The sequence below is a fragment of the Sphingomonas rustica genome, from assembly GCF_039652585.1.
GTDB lineage: Bacteria > Pseudomonadota > Alphaproteobacteria > Sphingomonadales > Sphingomonadaceae > Sphingomonas > Sphingomonas rustica.
Genome location: NZ_JBDIZK010000005.1, coordinates 52470 through 68625 on the forward strand (window position 1 = coordinate 52470; position 16156 = coordinate 68625).

Below are 16156 nucleotides of genomic sequence, written 5' to 3' on the forward strand. Positions count from 1 at the left end.
CTCCCCATTTTATCTTCTGTCCGATCGGATGGTCGTTCCGACGCCGGCGAAGATAGCGCTACCATGACCTGATGGCGCTTCCCGGACCCGCAAGCAAGATTGATCTTACAAATAACTCGGGCGGGAGCACGCCGTCATCTCGCCCGAAGCATTTCACATCGGTTGATTAGTTCAACTATCCATATTATTCAACGATTTCGAGTATCTGCAGCATATCAAAGGAGAAACCCCAGATTAGTTTTGAAGCATTACAGTTATTGACAATAGCCGTCGTCCATCTAGACTCCGGCATATGTTGAGCGGGGGCGCAGAGATCGCCGCACGACAGGGGAGGTATCGATGAACGGGCTTCGATCGACGACACGCGCCGCTTTCATGTACGGCGCAGCTGCTGCAGCATTTGCAACGACCGCAATGGCCTTTCCGGCGCTGGCGCAGGACAGTCCGGCACAGGACATATCCGCCGAGGTGACCGAGGCGGATCCGACCGAGATCATCGTGACCGCCCGCCGCCGCGAGGAAAGCCTGCAGGACACGCCGGTCGCGATCTCCGCATTCAGTTCCGAAATGCTCGAGCAGCGCCAGATTCTCCAGACGCAGGATCTCGAGCGGATCACGCCCAGCCTGCAGTTCAAGCCCGCCGGCCAATTGTCGGGCAACAGCGCATCGTCGGTGGTCTTCATCCGCGGCGTCGGCCAGGTCGATCCGACCGCGGCTGTCGATCCCGGCGTCGGCATCTATCTGGACGAAGTCTATCTCGGCCGCGCCGTCGGCGGCGCGATCGATTTCGGCGACATCGCCGGGGTCGAGGTGCTGCGCGGGCCGCAGGGCACGCTGTTCGGCCGCAACACGATCGGCGGCGCGATCCTGGTGCGCACCCGCCAGCCCGAACTCGGGAAGTTCGGCGCGCGCGGCCGGGTCCGCGTCGGCAACGACAATCTGGTAGAGGGCTTCGCCGCGCTCAACATCCCGATCGGCGACACGCTGGCCGCCCGCGTCTCGGGGGGCTTTCGCAAGCGCGACGGCTATGTCATCCGCGCGGTCGACGGTCTCGATCTCGGCAACGAGAATGGCTATTCGTTCAACGGTGCCCTGAAATGGGAGCCGTCGAGCGATTTCGACCTGTTCCTGCGCGCCGATTATTCGAAGCGCGACGAACATGGCGCGCCCTTCGTCTTCGCCGGGATCAACGAACAGGCGCCGGTCGCCGCGATCGTCAGCGTCGCTGCGGGCTGCCCCGGCGCTACCATCCCGTTCGCGCCGATCGCACCCGGCAATCCGCGTTTCGGCGCGCCGAACGTGCCGCTGATCAACGACAGCCGCTGCGCCAACGACTTCCAGGCGCGCGGCGATTTCGTCAACGGCGGCACCGCGCCGGTGATGAGCATGTCCGAAGTGTGGGGCGTGGCAGGCACCGCCAATATCCGGCTGACCGACCAGGCGCTGGTCAAGCTGATCTCCGCCTATCGCGAGACCGAATCGCGCGGCATCCGCGACGCCGACAATACCCCGTTCACGATGATCACGACCGATGTCGGGTCGAAGTCGCAGCAGTTCAGCCAGGAAATCCAGCTGCAGCTCGATTTCGGCAAGGTCAGCGGCATCCTGGGCGGCTATTATTTCAACGAGACCACCGACGAGCGCGCGACGGTCTATCTCGCCTTCCCGCCCTCGCCGCCCGTGATCTCGTCGATCCTCGCCGGCGGGCCGACCAGCCGCGACCTTCAGGTCTCGCGGTTGAAGACCGACTCGCTCGCCGTGTTCGGCGAGGTGACCTGGGCACCGGTCGACGGGCTCGAGCTGAGCGGCGGACTGCGCTACACCTCGGATCGCAAATTCTATCAGGGGACGGTGTTCAACCTGTTCCCGTCCACCCTGCCCGATCCCAACCCGCTGCCGACGCTGGCAACGACCCAGGGCGGGCCGCTGTTCATCTTCAACCGGCCGTTCCAGCAGAGCTTCTCGGCGCTGACGGGTTCGGCGAGCGTGCAGTATCGCTGGACGCCGGCGATCAGCACCTATGCCTCCTATGCGAAGAGCTTCAAATCGGGCGGGTTCAATACGCGCTACAATGCCGCGACGGCGGACAATCTGCCCGTCCCCTTCGGCGAAGAGAGCGTCACCAGCTACGAGGTCGGCGTGAAGACGAATATCGGGCGGCTGCGCCTGAACCTGGCGGCGTTCGAGGCGCAATATAGCGACATCCAGCTGATCTTCCGCCAGGGCGTGGTGCCGCTTCTGTTCAACGCTGGCGAAGCGCGCATCCGCGGGCTGGAGGCCGAGGCGAGCTATCGCACCTCCTGGGGGCTGATGTTCGACGGCAGCGTCAGCGTGCTGGACGACAAGATCAAGAGCATCACCCCGATCCCCGGTGCCACTGCGACGGTGACGCCGAACGACGACCTGCCCTTCACCCCCGACCTGCAGGCCAATTTCGGCTTGTCCTATGCGATCGAACTGGGCGGCGGCACGACGCTGACGCCGCGGATCGACGGCAGCTACACGTCGAAGATCACCTTCATCACCGGCAGCATCCCGCTGATCGAGGAGGACGGCTATTTCACCGGCAACGCCTCGCTGTCGCTGAAGCTCGACAACGGCCTGGAACTGACCGCGGGCGTCAATAACGTGTTCGACGAGCGCTATCTGATCCAGGGTAACGCCTCGCTGGCCACCCTGGGCTATGCCGAGCGCATCTTCGCCCGCCCGCGCAACTGGTTCGTGCAGGTCTCGGGTTCGTTCTAAGGCCGGTAGTGCAACCTCGATCGAGACGGCTTGCGCCGCCTCGATCGAGGCGCCTTCGGGTGCGACCCCAGCCGGATGTCCGCCAGACCCGTGATCGGGATTCCCGCCTAGAGCGGCAACCCGACATAATTTTCGGCGATCACCGTCTGCATCGATTTCGAGCCGGCGACATAGTCCAACTCGGCCACCTGCATGCGGTGCTCGAACGCGCCGTCCTCCGGAAAGCTGTGCATCAGCTTGGTCAGGTACCAGCTGAACCGCTGGGCCTTCCAGATGCGTGCCAGCGCCCTTGCCTGATAGCCGTCGAGCGCGGAATCGTCGCCGTGCCGGAAATGGGCGATAAGAGCGTCCGACAGATAGGCGACGTCCGACGCGGCGAGGTTCAGGCCCTTGGCCCCGGTCGGTGGCACGATATGTGCCGAATCGCCGGCCAGGAACAGCCGGCCGTGACGCATCGTCTCGAACACATAGGATCGCAGCGGCGCGATCGACATCTCAAGCGCAGGGCCGCGCGTAACGCCGTGCTGGCTCAGCGGATCGAACCGCATTTCCAGTTCGTCCCACAGCCGATCCTCGGTCCAGTTCTCCACGCGGTCGGTGAGCGGGACCTGGATGTAATAGCGGCTGCGGGTCGAGGACCGCATCGATGCCAGTGCGAAGCCGCGCGCGCCATTGGCGTAGATCAGCTCGTCATGACAGGGCGGCACATCGGCCAGGATGCCGAGCCAGCCGAACGGATATTCCCGCTCATATTCGCGCACCGCCGATGCCGGGATCGCCTTGCGCGAAGGTCCGTGAAAGCCGTCGCAGCCGGCGATGAAGTCGGCCTGGATCCGCTGCGTCTCGCCATCCCTGACATAGGTCAGCGACGGCGTGTCGCTCTCCAGATCGTGGAGCGCGACGTCCTTCGCCTCGAAGATCACCGTCAGCCCGCGATCCGGCGCCGCATCCATCAGGTCGCGGGTCAGTTCGGTCTGGCCATAGACCATGACGTGCCTGCCGGTCAGCGCGGTGATGTCGATGCGGATCAGCCGATCGTCGGTGGCGAGATTGAAGCCCTCCTCGATCAGCCCCTCGGCATTCATCCGGGCGTCGATACCCAGCTTGCGCATCAGCTCGGTCGTGACCGTCTCAAGCACGCCCGCGCGAATGCGCCCCAGCACATAGTCGCGCGACTGGCGCTCGACGACCACGCAATCGACCCCGGCCTGGGTCAGGAGATGGCCGAGCAGCAGGCCCGAAGGACCTGCCCCGACGATCGCGACCCGGGTTTTCACCGGGCAGCCTCGAGCTGCTTTTCCAGTGAATCCAGCACGCGGTAGCACGGCAGGACCTGGGCGACGCTGGCGTTGGGCTCGCGCCCTTCGCGAATGGCGGCGACGAATTCGCGATCCTGCAGTTCGATGCCGTTCATCGACACCGCCACCTGAGAGACGTCGACCGGCTCTTCCTTGCCGGTGACGAGATCGTCATAGCGCGCCAGCCAGGTGCCGTTGTCGCAGATATAGCGGAAGAAGGTGCCCAGCGGCCCGTCATTGTTGAACGACAGGCTGAGCGTGCAGATCGCCCCGCTTTCCGCCTTCAGCTGGATCGACATGTCCATCGCGATCCCGAGTTCGGGATGGATCGGACCTTCCAGCGCGTTGGCGGCGACGATCGGGCCCGCCTGATAGGCGAACAGGTCGACCGTGTGCGCGGCGTGATGCCACAGGAGATGGTCGGTCCAGGACCGCGCCTCGCCCTTGGCATTCATGTTCTTGCGGCGGAAGAAATAGGTCTGGACGTCCATCTGCTGGATCGACAGGTCGCCTGCGGCGATCCGGTCGTGCAGGTACTGGTGCGACGGGTTGAAGCGACGGGTGTGGCCGACCATCGCGATCAGGCCGGTCTCCTGCTGCTTCTTCAGCACCGCCTCGCCGTCCGCCAGGCTGTCGCACAGCGGAATCTCGACCTGGACATGCTTGCCGGCGTCCATGCACTGGATCGCCTGGGCGGCGTGCATCTGGGTCGGGGTGCACAGGATCACCGCGTCGAGCCCGGGCTGTTCCAGCGCCTCGGCCAGTTCGGTGGTGGCGTGCGGGATGCCGTATTTGTCGGCGACCTGCTGCGTCGGCTCGAGCCGCCGGCCGACCACCGAGATCACTTCGACGCCGTCGATATTCTTCAGGCCGTCGAGATGCTTTTCACCGAAGGCGCCTGCCCCCGCGAGTGCGATTTTCATGGGTTTGCTCCAGTCTGTCGCCCGGCACCGCCGGGCGGAAGGTCATTCAGCGGCGAGGGCGGAAACGGTGCCGCTCCCCGTCATGTCGAGATCCTCCCCATTGTCGGGGCGCAGCACGAGATGGCCGATGGCGGTGTTGCTGCACGGCACGTGATAATGGCGGTGCAGCGCGCGCGTCCGCTTGCCCAGCGCGCCGCGCATGATCAGCCACATCACCATCTCGATCCCCTCCGACCCGGTTTCGCGGAGATATTCGATGTGCGGGATGCGCCGCAGATCGTCGCCATCGCCGATCAGCCCGTCGAGGAAGCGATTGTCCCACTCGCGGTTGATCAGGCCGGCCCGCGGCCCCTGGAGCTGGTGGCTCATGCCACCGGTGCCCCAGACCTGGACGTTCAGATCCTCGCCATAGCTTTCGACCGCGCGGCGGATCGCCTCGCCCAGCGCCCAGCAGCGATTGCCCGAGGGCGGCGGATAGGTGACGACGTTGACCGCCAGCGGGATCACCTTGCACGGCCAGGCATCGCTGTGGCCGAACATCATCGACAACGGCACGGTCAGGCCGTGGTCGACATCCATCTCGTTGATGATCGTCATGTCGAATTCGTCGAGGATCAGGCTCTGCGCGATGTGCCAGGCCAAGTCGGGATGGCCGATGACGTCCGGCACCTTGCGCGGGCCCCATCCCTCGTCCGCCGGGGCATAGCGCTCGCCACAGCCGATCGCGAAGGTCGGGATGATCTTCATGTCGAAGGCAGAAGCATGGTCGTTATAGACCAGGATCACGACGTCAGGCTTCTCCGCCTTTTCCCATTCGCGGGTCCAGTCGTAACCGGCGAAGATCGGACCGAAATAGGCGTCGCGATCCTTGCCCTGGTCGTGCGCCACGCCGAGCAGCGGCACATGGCTGGACGCCACGCCTGCAGTGATGCGTGCCATCAGCCTTGCTCCCCTTCTGTCATCGCGCGGGCATTGTCGCGCAGCGAGCGGTGCCCGTCGGCCGAGCGGCCGCCCGCATTCATCATCGCCTGATATTCTTCGACCGACATGCCGGTCATGGTGCTGACCGCCTGGACGAAGCTCTGTCCGTCGGTCGAGAACACCTTGGCCAGGAAGTAGATGTTGCCACCCAGATCGAGCAGCCGGTTATAGTCGCGGTCGAGCACCGCCTGCTTCTGGTCGTCGGTCAGCGGCCAGCCGTCGAGATAGGCGCGCTCGTCCGCCTTCCATGCGGCGCGGTTCTCCGGCTTCATAAGGCTCATCGCGAACTGGTTGAGATGATAGCCCTGGCGCGCGCGCGATGCGGTGAACACGCGGGTGCCGGGAATATCCTCGAACTCGGCGAGATAGCTGTGGATGTCGGGCGGGCTGCTCATCGTCCGCGCTCCTTCAGCTTGGCATCGAGGCGCGGAAAGACCCGGCGGGCATTGCCCTCGAAAATGGCGTGTCGATCGGCATCGGCGATGTCGAGCGCGTCGATATAGCGTTTGGTGTCGTCGAAATACTGGCCGGTCGTCGGATCGATCCCGCGCACCGCGCCGACCATTTCCGACCCGAACAGGATGTTCTTGTTGTCGATCACGTCCGCCAGCAGGTCGATGCCGGGCTGATGATAGACGCAGGTGTCGAAGAAGATGTTGTTCATCAGATGCGTGTCGAGCGAGGGCTTCTTCAGCATGTCGGCCAGCCCGCGATAGCGGCCCCAATGATAGGGCACCGCGCCGCCGCCATGCGGGATGATGAAGCGCAAAGTCGGGAAATCGGCGAACAGGTCCCCTTCGAGCAGTTGCATGAAGGCGATCGTATCGGCGGCGATGTAATAGCCGCCGGTCGCGTGCATCGCCGGATTGCAGCTGCCCGAGACGTGGACCATCGCGGGGACGTCCAGCTCGACCATCTTCTCGTAAAAGGGATACCAATAGCGGTCGGTCAGCGGTGGATGGTTGAAGTGGCCGCCGCCGGGATCGGGATTGAGGTTGCAGCCGATGAAACCAAGCTCGGTCACGCAGCGCTCCAGTTCGGCTATCGAGTTGGTCATGTCGGCCTTGGGCGACTGGGGCAGCATGCAGACGCCGGCGAAAGTCTCCGGGAACAGATCGACGACGCGTGCGATCAGGTTGTTGCAGCGATAGGCCCATTCCTTCGCCACCGCCTCGTCGCCGACATGCGGTGCCATTGCCGAGGCGCGCGGCGAGAAGATCGTGACGTCGGCGCCGCGCTCGCGGATCAGGCGAAGCTGGTTGGCCTCGATCGTCTCGCGGATCTCGTCGTCGCTGATCTCGGGATAGGGCGGCGCGGGCACGCCGGCCTTGAACGCGGCCTTTTGTTCCTCGCGCCAGGCGTCGTGCGCCTTGGGCAGGACCGTATAATGGCCGTGGCAATCGATGATCATCGTCACGCTGCGCGCTCCCCTTTTCCGTCTTCGATCGCGTCGAGTTTCGCGGCGAGGCCCTCGGGCGGAACCAGACCGAGGCTGCCGATCGCACGCTGCCGGACCACCGTGCCGCGCGTCATCGCCGGCTCGACGCCGAGTTCTTCCAAAGTCTTCACGACCTCTTCCATCTCGGCGGCGCGGCGCAGGCCGTGCGCGAGCATCCGGTCGAGATTATAGTCGACCCGTGTTTCCCAGCCCTGCGGCTTCCAGCTCGCGTCGAGCGAGGCGAGCACCGCATCGGCGACACCGGCGCGCCGAGCGGCCAGGATGCATTCGGCGCTCAGCGCCTCGATCCCCTTGACCATGACCGAGCGGATCATCTTGATGGCCGACGCATCGCCGACCTGCGGTCCGGCAAGGCTGACATTTGTGAAGCCGATCGCGGACAGGGCATCAGCCCCCGCCGCCGCATGCGGACCGGCAACAAGCAGCGGGACACCAAGACGCGCGGGCAGCACCGGCGACATGACGGCGACGTCGACATAGCGGCCGCCGGCCGCCTCGACCGCCTGTGCTGCGGCACGTTTCGTGCCAGGCGCGACGCTGTTCAGGTCGAGCCACAGCGCGCCGGGATCGAGCATCGCTGCACAGGACTGCGCCGCAGGCAGCGCCTGGTCGGCGGTTACCAGGGACAACGCGACCGCGGCGCCGGCGAGTGCCTCCGCCGCATCATCGCTGCCGCTGACGCCGCTGGCCTCATAGTCAGACAGCTTCGCCGCGCGAGACGCGGGATCCCCGGTCTTGCGGTCAAAGGCGCGGGCGCCAGGCCGGGCGAATGCCTGTCCCGCTTCGCCAAAGCCGATAAAGGCGACGCTCTCGATCATGACGGCGGGCTAGCCCCTGGTCAGGCTCCACCGCCAATCGATTTGCCCCCTACCCTATCCATTTTCCTGAAGTCTTGTCTCCGCGGTTGCCCGGTGGAGCAGGTCGACCAGACGTTGCTGGGGTCGGGTAGGCCGCCAGCCGCTGCGCGTGCTGATGCCGATCGTGCGGACCGCATCCGGCAGATCGGGACCGACCTGCGCGAGCATTCCGGCACTGACCTCGAGCGCGACCTGATCGGGCGAAAGCAAGGTGAGCAGGTCGCTCTGGGCGAGCAGGCCGCGGATGACCATCACCGATCCGCATTCGATCGGCACGGCGGGCATTGCCACATCGCGGAACAGTGTCTCCCAATGCGTGCGCAGCGGCGTGCCGGCGGGCCCGACGACCCATGGCTGTCGCGCCAGCGTCGCGAGATCGGCACGCCCGCCGTCCAGCGGGTGACCCGCACGACCGAAGATCGCGAGGCGATCGGTGAAGAGCGGCACCTGATCCACGCCCAGCGGCGCTTCGTCGCGCAGCGCGCCGACCATGATGTCTATCACCCCGTCGAGCAGCGGATCGACCAGTTCGCGCCACGACCCCTCGACGACGTCGACCACCGCGCGGGGCGCGTCGCGCAGGAACAACGACAGCGCCCGCGGCAACAGCAGCGCGCGACTGAGCGGCATCGCACCGATCGCGATGCGGCCGCCATCGCCCGCGTCGCCCCGCGCCTCGGCGATGCCGGCAGCGATCTCGCCCGCGGCAAGCCGAACCCCGCGCGCGATCGCCCGGCCGGCAGGCGTCAGCACCACGCCGCGCCCGCGTCGTTCGGCCAGGGGAGTGGCACAGACCTGTTCCAGTTCGCGCACCGCACGGTGGATCGCGGGCTGCGAAACCCCGCTGGCAGCCGCGGCGCCGGCAAAGCCCTGGGCGTCGGCGAAATGCAGGAACGCCTCGAGCTGGGTCGCGGTCATCAGGCGCTCCGGCCGGGCAAAGCCGCGCGCGCCGCCCCGGCCAGCCTTGCGGGCAGCCTCGCCCAGCAGCGCGAAGGCCCGCGCCGCGCGATCGGCCAGCGCGGTCCCCGCCTCGGTCGGGGTAACGCCATCGGAATGCCGATCGAACAGCGACACGCCCAGCTGCCGCTCGATCTTACCCAGCCCCTGGGTCAGCGCCGGCTGCGACAATCCGGCGACGTCCGCCGCGCGGTTCAGGCTGCGATGCGTGGCGACATCGCCAAGCGCGCGCAGATGGCGCAGGTTGAGGTCGAAGGGCTTGAGCACGACGCGTCTATAACAAAAACTTATCGGGGATGCGCAAGTTGGATTGGCGCGCGCCGCCCGCGCGCGTGACGTGGCAGGACGATCTGGAGGATGAAGACATGGGTGTCGTGGTACAGAATATCGATCGCGCGGACGCTGCGGTGATCGACGGGCTGGCGGGCGCCGGCGTGGCGACGGTGCACGAGGCGCAGGGCCGCATCGGGTTGCTGGCCCATCATATGCGCCCGATCTATGCGGGTGCCCGGATCGCCGGCAGTGCGGTGACGATCTCGGCGGCGCCGGGTGACAACTGGATGGTGCATGTCGCGATCGAGCAGTTGACGGACGGCGACATCCTCGTCCTGGCGCCGACATCGCCGTGTTTCGACGGCTATTTCGGGGACCTGCTGGCGACGAGCGCGATGGCGCGCGGATGCCGCGGACTCGTGATCGACGCCGGCGTGCGCGATGTCCGCGACCTGACCCAGATGGGCTTCCCCGTCTGGTCGCGCGCGGTGTTCGCGCAAGGAACCGTCAAGAACACGCTGGGATCGGTCAACGTGCCGATCGTCTGCGCCGGTGCGGCGATCGAGGCGGGCGACGTGATCGTCGCCGATGACGACGGCGTGTGCGTGGTGAAGCGCGGCGATGCTGCGGCGGTGCTGGAAAAGGCGCAGGCGCGCGAGGCGGCTGAGGAAGCCAAGCGCAAGCGGCTGGCCGCCGGCGAGCTTGGCCTCGACATCTACGACATGCGGCCGCGGCTGGCCGAGATGGGCCTGCGCTATGTCTGAGAGGACGGCGACCTCGGCGCGGTGCATGTGGATGCGCGGCGGATCGTCCAAGGGCGGCTATTTCCTGAAGGATGACCTGCCCGCCGATGTCGCCGAGCGCGATGCGTTCCTGCTGCGCGTGATGGGGTCGCCCGATCCGCGCCAGATCGACGGCATGGGCGGCGCCGACCCGCTGACCAGCAAGGTCGCGGTCGTCAGCGCCTCGACCCGCGACGGCGTCGATATCGACTATCTGTTCCTGCAGGTATTCGTCGACCAGGCGATCGTCACCGACGCGCAGAATTGCGGCAACATCCTTGCCGGCGTCGGTCCCTTCGCGATCGAGCGCGGGTTGGTGTCCCCACAGGACGGTGAGACACGCGTCGCGATCTTCATGGAGAATACCGGCCAGGTCGCAGTGGCGACCGTCCAGACCCCGGGCCGCACCGTCCGCTATGCCGGCGATGCGGCGATCAGCGGCGTGCCGGGCACCGCCGCGCCTATCCCCCTCGCCTTTCGCGACACCGCAGGGTCGAGCTGCGGCGCGCTGCTGCCGACCGGCAATGGTGTCGACCGGATCGAGGGTGTCGACTGCACGCTGATCGACAATGGCATGCCCTGCGTCGTGATCCGCGCCACCGACATGGGTATCACCGGCTATGAGGACCGCGAGACGCTGGACGCCGACGATACGATGAAGGCGAAGGTCGAGGCGATCCGGCTGAAAGCCGGGCCGCTGATGAACCTGGGGGACGTGACCGGGAAATCGGTACCCAAGATGATGCTGGTCGCTGCACCGAAGAATGGCGGTGCGATCGCCGTCCGGTCGCTGATCCCGCACCGCGTCCATGCGTCGATCGGCGTCCTGGGCGCCGTCAGCGTCGCGACGGCGTGCCTGATCCCCGGATCGCCGGCCGCGGCGGTGGCGCAGGTGCCGGAAGGATCGCAGCTGACGCTTGGCGTCGAGCATCCCAGCGGGGTCACCGAATGCGTGGTGACGCTGGACGCGAAGGGCCAGCCGGTCGAGGCGGGCATGCTGCGCACCGCACGCAAGCTGATGGACGGAGAGGTTTTCGCATGAGCACCGACGCAGACGGCCGGATCCGCAGCTGGACGCTGACGCCCTCGCGACCGCACTTCACCCCGCCCGCAGGCGCGGTCGACGCGCATTGCCATGTATTCGGGCCGATGGCCGAGTTCCCGTTCAGCCCCAAGGCCAAATATCTGCCGCAGGATGCCGGGCCCGAGGCGCTGTTCGGGCTGCGCGACCGGCTGGGTTTCGCGCGCAACGTGATCGTCCAGGCGAGCTGCCACGGCACCGACAACAGCGCGACGCTCAACGCCATCGCGCGGTCGGACGGCAAGGCGCGCGGGGTCGCGGTGGTCGACCCTGCGATCGGCGATGCCGAGCTGGATATGCTGCACGAAGGCGGCATCCGCGGCGTGCGGTTCAACTTCCTCAAGCGGCTGGTCGACGATGCGCCCAAGGACAAGTTCCTGGAAGTTGCGCACCGGATCCAGCGGCTCGGCTGGCATGTCGTGGTCTATTTCGAGGCGGACATACTCGACGAGATGAAGCCGTTCCTGGCGGCCATCCCGACCCCGATCGTCATCGACCATATGGGTCGCCCCGATGTGGCCCAGGGCCCGGACGGTCCGGACATGACGGCGTTCCGCGCGCTGCTCGACAGCCGCGAGGATATCTGGACCAAGGTCACCTGCCCCGATCGCCTCGATCCCGCCGGGCCGCCCTATGCCGATTTCGTCCGGTCGGTCCGCCCGCTGGTCGAGGCCTATCCGGACCGCGTGCTGTGGGGCACCGACTGGCCGCATCCGAACATGGAGAAGACGCTGCCCGACGATGGCGCGCTGGTCGACGTGATCCCGGGCATTGCGCCGACCGAGACGCTGCAGCGCAAGCTGCTGGTCGACAATCCGATGCGGCTCTACTGGCCCGAGGAAGCCTGAGCTGCGCGGCGAGGCGCGCCGGCTGATCCTGCTCGGCGCGATCGCCGCGCTCGGATCGCTGGCGATCCAAATCATCGTGCCGGCGCTGCCGATCCTGTCGCGCGGAATCGGAACGCCGCCCACGGGAGGCCAGCTGGTGATCTCGGTCTATCTGATCACGCTCGCGCTGGGCCAGCTGGTCTGGGCGCCGGTGGCGGATCATCATGGACGGCGGCCGGTGCTGCTTGGCGGGCTGGGTCTGTTCCTGATCGGCACCCTGTGCTGCGCGGTCGCGGGGAACCTGACCGCGATGCTGATCGGCCGCGCGATCCAGGCGATCGGTGCATCCTCTTCGCTGGTGACCGCACGGGCGATGGCGACCGACCGCGCTCCCGCCGGCCATGCCGCCGCACCGCTGGCGATCCTGACCAGCGTGACGTTGATCTCTCCGGCGATCGCGCCGGTGCTCGGCGGCGCGCTGACCGGCCTTGCCGGCTGGCGGGCGCTGTTCTGGGTGCTCGCGGGCCTGACCGTGATTGGAATGGTGCTGGCAAGCCGGATGCTGGCGGAAACGCGTGCAGGCGACCATGCCCCGCTCCATCCGGGCAGGCTGGCGGCGACCTATTGGCAGGTGCTGAGCCATCGCGGCTATCTGCCGCTGGTGCTGTCCAACGCGCTGATCAGCGCCGGCTTCTACCTGTTCCTGGCGGTGTCGCCTTTCGCGCTGAACGCCGCCGGTGCGACCCCGGCGCTGTCCGGATTATTCTATTCGCTCGTTGCCTGCGCGATCATCGCGGGCACGCTGACCGTGCCGGTCGTGCTGCGCCATCGCCCGACATGGCTGACGCCAATCGGCACCACGGCGCTGGCCGCCGGGGCGGCTGCGGTGATCACGGTCGCGCTGGCCGGCACCAACCTGCTGGGACTGCTGGCCGCGATGGCGCTGATCGCGTTCGGCAGCGGGCTGACCGGGCCGGCATTGCTGGCACAGGCGATCGAGCGGCAGCGCGCCCGGGCGAGCGCGGCGACCAGCCTGTTCGGCACGATCCAGATGGGCGGCGCCGCGCTGATCTCGACCGCGGCAGTGCGCTTCTCGCCCTCCGCCGATCTCGATCTGGCGCTGATCGGCGTGCTGGTCGGGCTGGCGCTGGTGACGCGCCGCCTGTCGGGCGGCGCGCCGGATCCAGCTTAGAGGTTGTTTGCAAATGCGCCTGCCGGCGCATTGCGGCACCGGCCCGCTCCCCCACCCGACCACCCATAGAATACTGAAGCTGGGTGGTCGGGCGGGGGAGCAGGCCGGTGCCGCCTTGAAGGTCTCTTAAGCCTGGCTGCCCCAGACCTGATTGGCGACGTCGATCACCAGGCGCATCTTCGCTGCCTGCTGCTCGACCTCGATGTCGTTGCCGTGAACGGTCGACGAGAAGCCGCACTGCGGCGACAGCGCCAGCTGGTCGAGCGGGGCGAACTGCGCCGCCTCGTCGATGCGGCGCTTGACGTCGTCCGCCGTCTCCAGCTCGCCCAGCTTGGTGGTGACCAGGCCAAGCACGACCGTCTTGCACTTGGGCAGATGGCGCAGCGGTGCGAAGTCGCCCGAGCGGGGATCGTCATATTCGAGGAAATAGCCGTCGATGTTCAGCTCGTTGAACAGCACCTCGGCGACCGGCTCGTACCCGCCCTCGGCGGCCCAGGACGAGCGGAAGTTGCCGCGGCACAGATGGACGCAGACGACCATGTCGTCGGGCTTGTCGCGGATCGACTCGTTGATGATACGCGCATAGAGGCGCGGCAGCTCGTCGGGGTCCATGCCGCGCTTGCGGGCATTCTCGCGCTGCGTGTCGTCGCACAGATAGGCGAGGTTCGTGTCGTCGAGCTGGAGATAGCGGCAGCCCGCATCCGCCAGGCTGGCGATCTCGGCGCGATAGGCGGCGGCCAGGTCGCTGTAGAAATCGTCGAGATCGGGATAGGCGGTCGCGTCGATCGCATCGCGGCCACCGCGGAAGTGGAGCATCGTCGGCGAGGGGATCGTCACCTTGGGCGTGCGCGAGGTGCAGCTGGCGAGGAATTCGTAGTCGGCGCGCTGGATGTCGCGGGCATGCGAGATCTTGCCGGCGATCTTCATCACCGGCGGGGCATAGGCGAGTTCCTTGCCGCCATGCTGGTGGAACTTCACCTGCGTGCCGCCGGCCTCTTCGACGCCGTCGAGCTGGAGCAGGAAGTCGGTGTGGAAATAAGTGCGGCGGAATTCGCCGTCGGTGATCGAGTCGAGCCCCAGCCCCTCCTGGAATTCGACGACGCCGCGAATCGCGTCATCCTCGACGCCGCGCAGCGCGGATGCGTCGATCGTGCCGGCGCGATAGGCCTCGCGCGCATCGATCAGCGCCTTGGGACGGAGGAAGCTGCCGACATGGTCGGCGCGGAATGGCGGCTTGTGCATCTGGACTCCCCGGATCATTATTGTACGTACCACGTACAATCTCAGCAAAGATCGATACGGAAATGAGAGGGGAAGGGCAATGACCTGGATCACCAACCGCTGGTATGTGGCGGCATGGGATTCCGAAGTGGACCGCGCGCCGATCGCGCGCACCATCTGCGGCGAGCGGGTGATGCTCTATCGCAAGCTCGACCGCAGCGTCGTCGCGATGCGCGATGCGTGTCCGCACCGCCTGCTGCCGCTGTCGATGGGGTTCAAGGAGGGCGACTCGATCCGCTGCCGCTATCACGGCCTGCTGATCGGAGCCGATGGCGCGGCGACCGAGATGCCGGTCAAGTCGGAGCGCGTGCCCAAGGGAATCTGCGCGACGCTGTATCCGGTGGTCGAGAAGCATCGCTTCGTCTGGGTCTGGATCGGCGATCCGGCACGCGCCGACCCGGCGTCGATCCCCGATTTCTGGCCGTGCAGCGCGCCAGGATGGACGTTCGACGGCGGCTACAACCATATCCAGTGCGACTATCGCCTGGTCATCGACAATCTGATGGACCTCAGTCACGAGACCTGGGTGCACCAGGGGTCGATCGGCCAGCACGAGATCACCGAGGCGCCGATCGAGACGATCGTCGAGGGGGAGCAGGTGTTCGTCCGGCGATGGATGCCGGGGATCGAGCCGCCGCCCTTCTGGCGCGATGCGCTGAAGTCCGCTGGCCCGGTCGATCGCTGGCAGGTCTGCCATTTCCTGCCGCCGTCGTCGGTCCTGATCGATGTGGGCGTGTCGCCGGTCGAGGCCGGAGACACGGTCGAAAGCCATGATTCCGGGGTGCGCGGCTTCGTCGTCGACGCGATGACGCCGGAGACCGAGACCACGACGCATTATTTCTGGGGCATGGCGCGCAACTTCGACATCGAGGATGCCGGCTTCACCGCCCGGTTCAAGGCGCAGCAGGGCCAGGTGTTCGACGAGGATGTCGAGGTGCTCGAGGCGCAGCAGCGGTCGATCTTCGCCAATCCCGACATGAAGCTGCGCGGCTATTCGATCGACCAGGGCAGCGTGCGCGCGCGACAGATCATCACCCGCCTCGCCGCGGCGGAAACGACACATGGCTAGGATCGCGCGCGGCCCGCTCGACACGATCCTGGGGCTGAGGCTGCGTCGGGCCAACGGCGCGGTCCAGCGGCATTTCGGCGAGCATTTCGCCGATCTGGGGCTGACGCAGAAGCAGGTGTCGGTCCTGTGGCTGACCGGGGACCATCCCGGCCTTGCGCAGACCGACCTCGCCGCCGCACTCGACATGGACCGCGCCACGACGATGGCGCTGGTCCACGCGCTCGAGAAGCGCGGCCTCATGACGCGGGCGCCGGCACTTAGCGACCGACGAAAAATCGCCTTCAGCCTGACGTCGCAAGGCAGCATTCTGCTGGACAAGGCCAAGGCGGCGGTCGACGAGCATGAAGACTGGCTGAAGCGACGCTTCGACGCCGCCGAGCTGGCGACGCTTGAGGAATTGCTCGCACGCATCTATCGCTGATTTGTTCTAG

15 protein-coding genes are annotated in these 16156 nt (G+C 66.7%); 7 read left to right on the forward strand and 8 right to left on the reverse strand.

All coding sequences use genetic code 11. The features are described 5' to 3' along the window. Positions 1-339: 339 nt before the first annotated feature. Positions 340-2745, forward strand: a complete 2406-nt coding sequence (locus TPR58_RS09625) for a TonB-dependent receptor (RefSeq protein WP_346246429.1) — start codon at positions 340-342, stop codon at positions 2743-2745. Between the two features lie 107 nt (positions 2746-2852). Here the strand turns inward: TPR58_RS09625 and pobA are convergent, their stop codons facing one another. The 7 genes from pobA to TPR58_RS09660 are packed head-to-tail and all read right to left on the reverse strand — an operon-like array spanning position 2853 to position 9487. Next, complete coding sequence (pobA, locus tag TPR58_RS09630; RefSeq protein WP_346246430.1) at positions 2853-4022, reverse strand: 4-hydroxybenzoate 3-monooxygenase; 1170 nt, start codon at positions 4020-4022, stop codon at positions 2853-2855. Then, a complete protein-coding gene (locus TPR58_RS09635; RefSeq protein ID WP_346246431.1) occupies positions 4019-4966 on the reverse strand; it encodes a Gfo/Idh/MocA family oxidoreductase in 948 nt (315 codons plus the stop codon). Before TPR58_RS09635 ends, pobA begins: the two co-directional genes overlap by 4 nt. Before the next feature lie 42 nt (positions 4967-5008). Next, on the reverse strand, positions 5009-5905 hold the full coding sequence (locus TPR58_RS09640) for a class III extradiol dioxygenase subunit beta (RefSeq protein WP_346246432.1): 897 nt from the start codon (positions 5903-5905) through the stop codon (positions 5009-5011). Beyond that, positions 5905-6342, reverse strand: a complete 438-nt coding sequence (gene ligA / locus TPR58_RS09645; RefSeq protein ID WP_346246433.1) for a protocatechuate 4,5-dioxygenase subunit alpha — start codon at positions 6340-6342, stop codon at positions 5905-5907. Before ligA ends, TPR58_RS09640 begins: the two co-directional genes overlap by 1 nt. Further along, positions 6339-7364, reverse strand: a complete 1026-nt coding sequence (locus TPR58_RS09650) for an amidohydrolase family protein (RefSeq protein WP_346246434.1) — start codon at positions 7362-7364, stop codon at positions 6339-6341. The genes ligA and TPR58_RS09650 overlap by 4 nt, the downstream gene beginning before the upstream one ends. Beyond that, positions 7361-8224, reverse strand: a complete 864-nt coding sequence (locus TPR58_RS09655; RefSeq protein WP_346246435.1) for a DUF1932 domain-containing protein — start codon at positions 8222-8224, stop codon at positions 7361-7363. Before TPR58_RS09655 ends, TPR58_RS09650 begins: the two co-directional genes overlap by 4 nt. 54 nt (positions 8225-8278) lie before the next feature. Further along, positions 8279-9487: a LysR family transcriptional regulator gene (locus tag TPR58_RS09660; protein ID WP_346246436.1), complete on the reverse strand. Its 1209-nt coding sequence runs from the start codon at positions 9485-9487 to the stop codon at positions 8279-8281. A 98-nt stretch (positions 9488-9585) separates the two neighbouring features. On the opposite strand from TPR58_RS09660, the gene TPR58_RS09665 reads away from it, so the two are divergent. Genes TPR58_RS09665 through TPR58_RS09680 form a run of 4 tightly spaced genes read left to right on the forward strand, consistent with a single transcriptional unit; the run spans position 9586 to position 13375 of the window. Further along, positions 9586-10257, forward strand: a complete 672-nt coding sequence (locus TPR58_RS09665) for a 4-carboxy-4-hydroxy-2-oxoadipate aldolase/oxaloacetate decarboxylase (RefSeq protein ID WP_346246685.1) — start codon at positions 9586-9588, stop codon at positions 10255-10257. Beyond that, entirely contained in the window at positions 10250-11317 is a 1068-nt protein-coding gene (locus TPR58_RS09670; RefSeq protein ID WP_346246437.1) for a 4-oxalomesaconate tautomerase, read from the forward strand. Before TPR58_RS09665 ends, TPR58_RS09670 begins: the two co-directional genes overlap by 8 nt. Then, a complete protein-coding gene (locus TPR58_RS09675) occupies positions 11314-12204 on the forward strand; it encodes an amidohydrolase family protein (protein ID WP_346246438.1) in 891 nt (296 codons plus the stop codon). The genes TPR58_RS09670 and TPR58_RS09675 overlap by 4 nt, the downstream gene beginning before the upstream one ends. Then, positions 12128-13375 carry an MFS transporter gene (locus tag TPR58_RS09680; RefSeq protein WP_346246439.1) on the forward strand — a complete coding sequence of 416 codons (1248 nt, stop codon included), beginning with the start codon at positions 12128-12130 and terminating at the stop codon, positions 13373-13375. The genes TPR58_RS09675 and TPR58_RS09680 overlap by 77 nt, the downstream gene beginning before the upstream one ends. A 126-nt stretch (positions 13376-13501) precedes the next feature. On the opposite strand, the gene TPR58_RS09685 is transcribed toward TPR58_RS09680, so the two are convergent. Further along, positions 13502-14617 (reverse strand): 5-methyltetrahydropteroyltriglutamate--homocysteine S-methyltransferase, encoded by a 1116-nt coding sequence (locus TPR58_RS09685; protein WP_346246440.1) that lies wholly within the window; start codon positions 14615-14617, stop codon positions 13502-13504. 79 nt (positions 14618-14696) lie between these two features. Here TPR58_RS09685 and TPR58_RS09690 point away from each other — a divergent pair, with 79 nt between their 5' ends. Further along, positions 14697-15725, forward strand: a complete 1029-nt coding sequence (locus TPR58_RS09690; protein ID WP_346246441.1) for an aromatic ring-hydroxylating dioxygenase subunit alpha — start codon at positions 14697-14699, stop codon at positions 15723-15725. Next, positions 15718-16146 (forward strand): MarR family winged helix-turn-helix transcriptional regulator, encoded by a 429-nt coding sequence (locus TPR58_RS09695; protein WP_346246442.1) that lies wholly within the window; start codon positions 15718-15720, stop codon positions 16144-16146. The genes TPR58_RS09690 and TPR58_RS09695 overlap by 8 nt, the downstream gene beginning before the upstream one ends. The last annotated feature ends 10 nt before the right edge of the window (positions 16147-16156 follow it).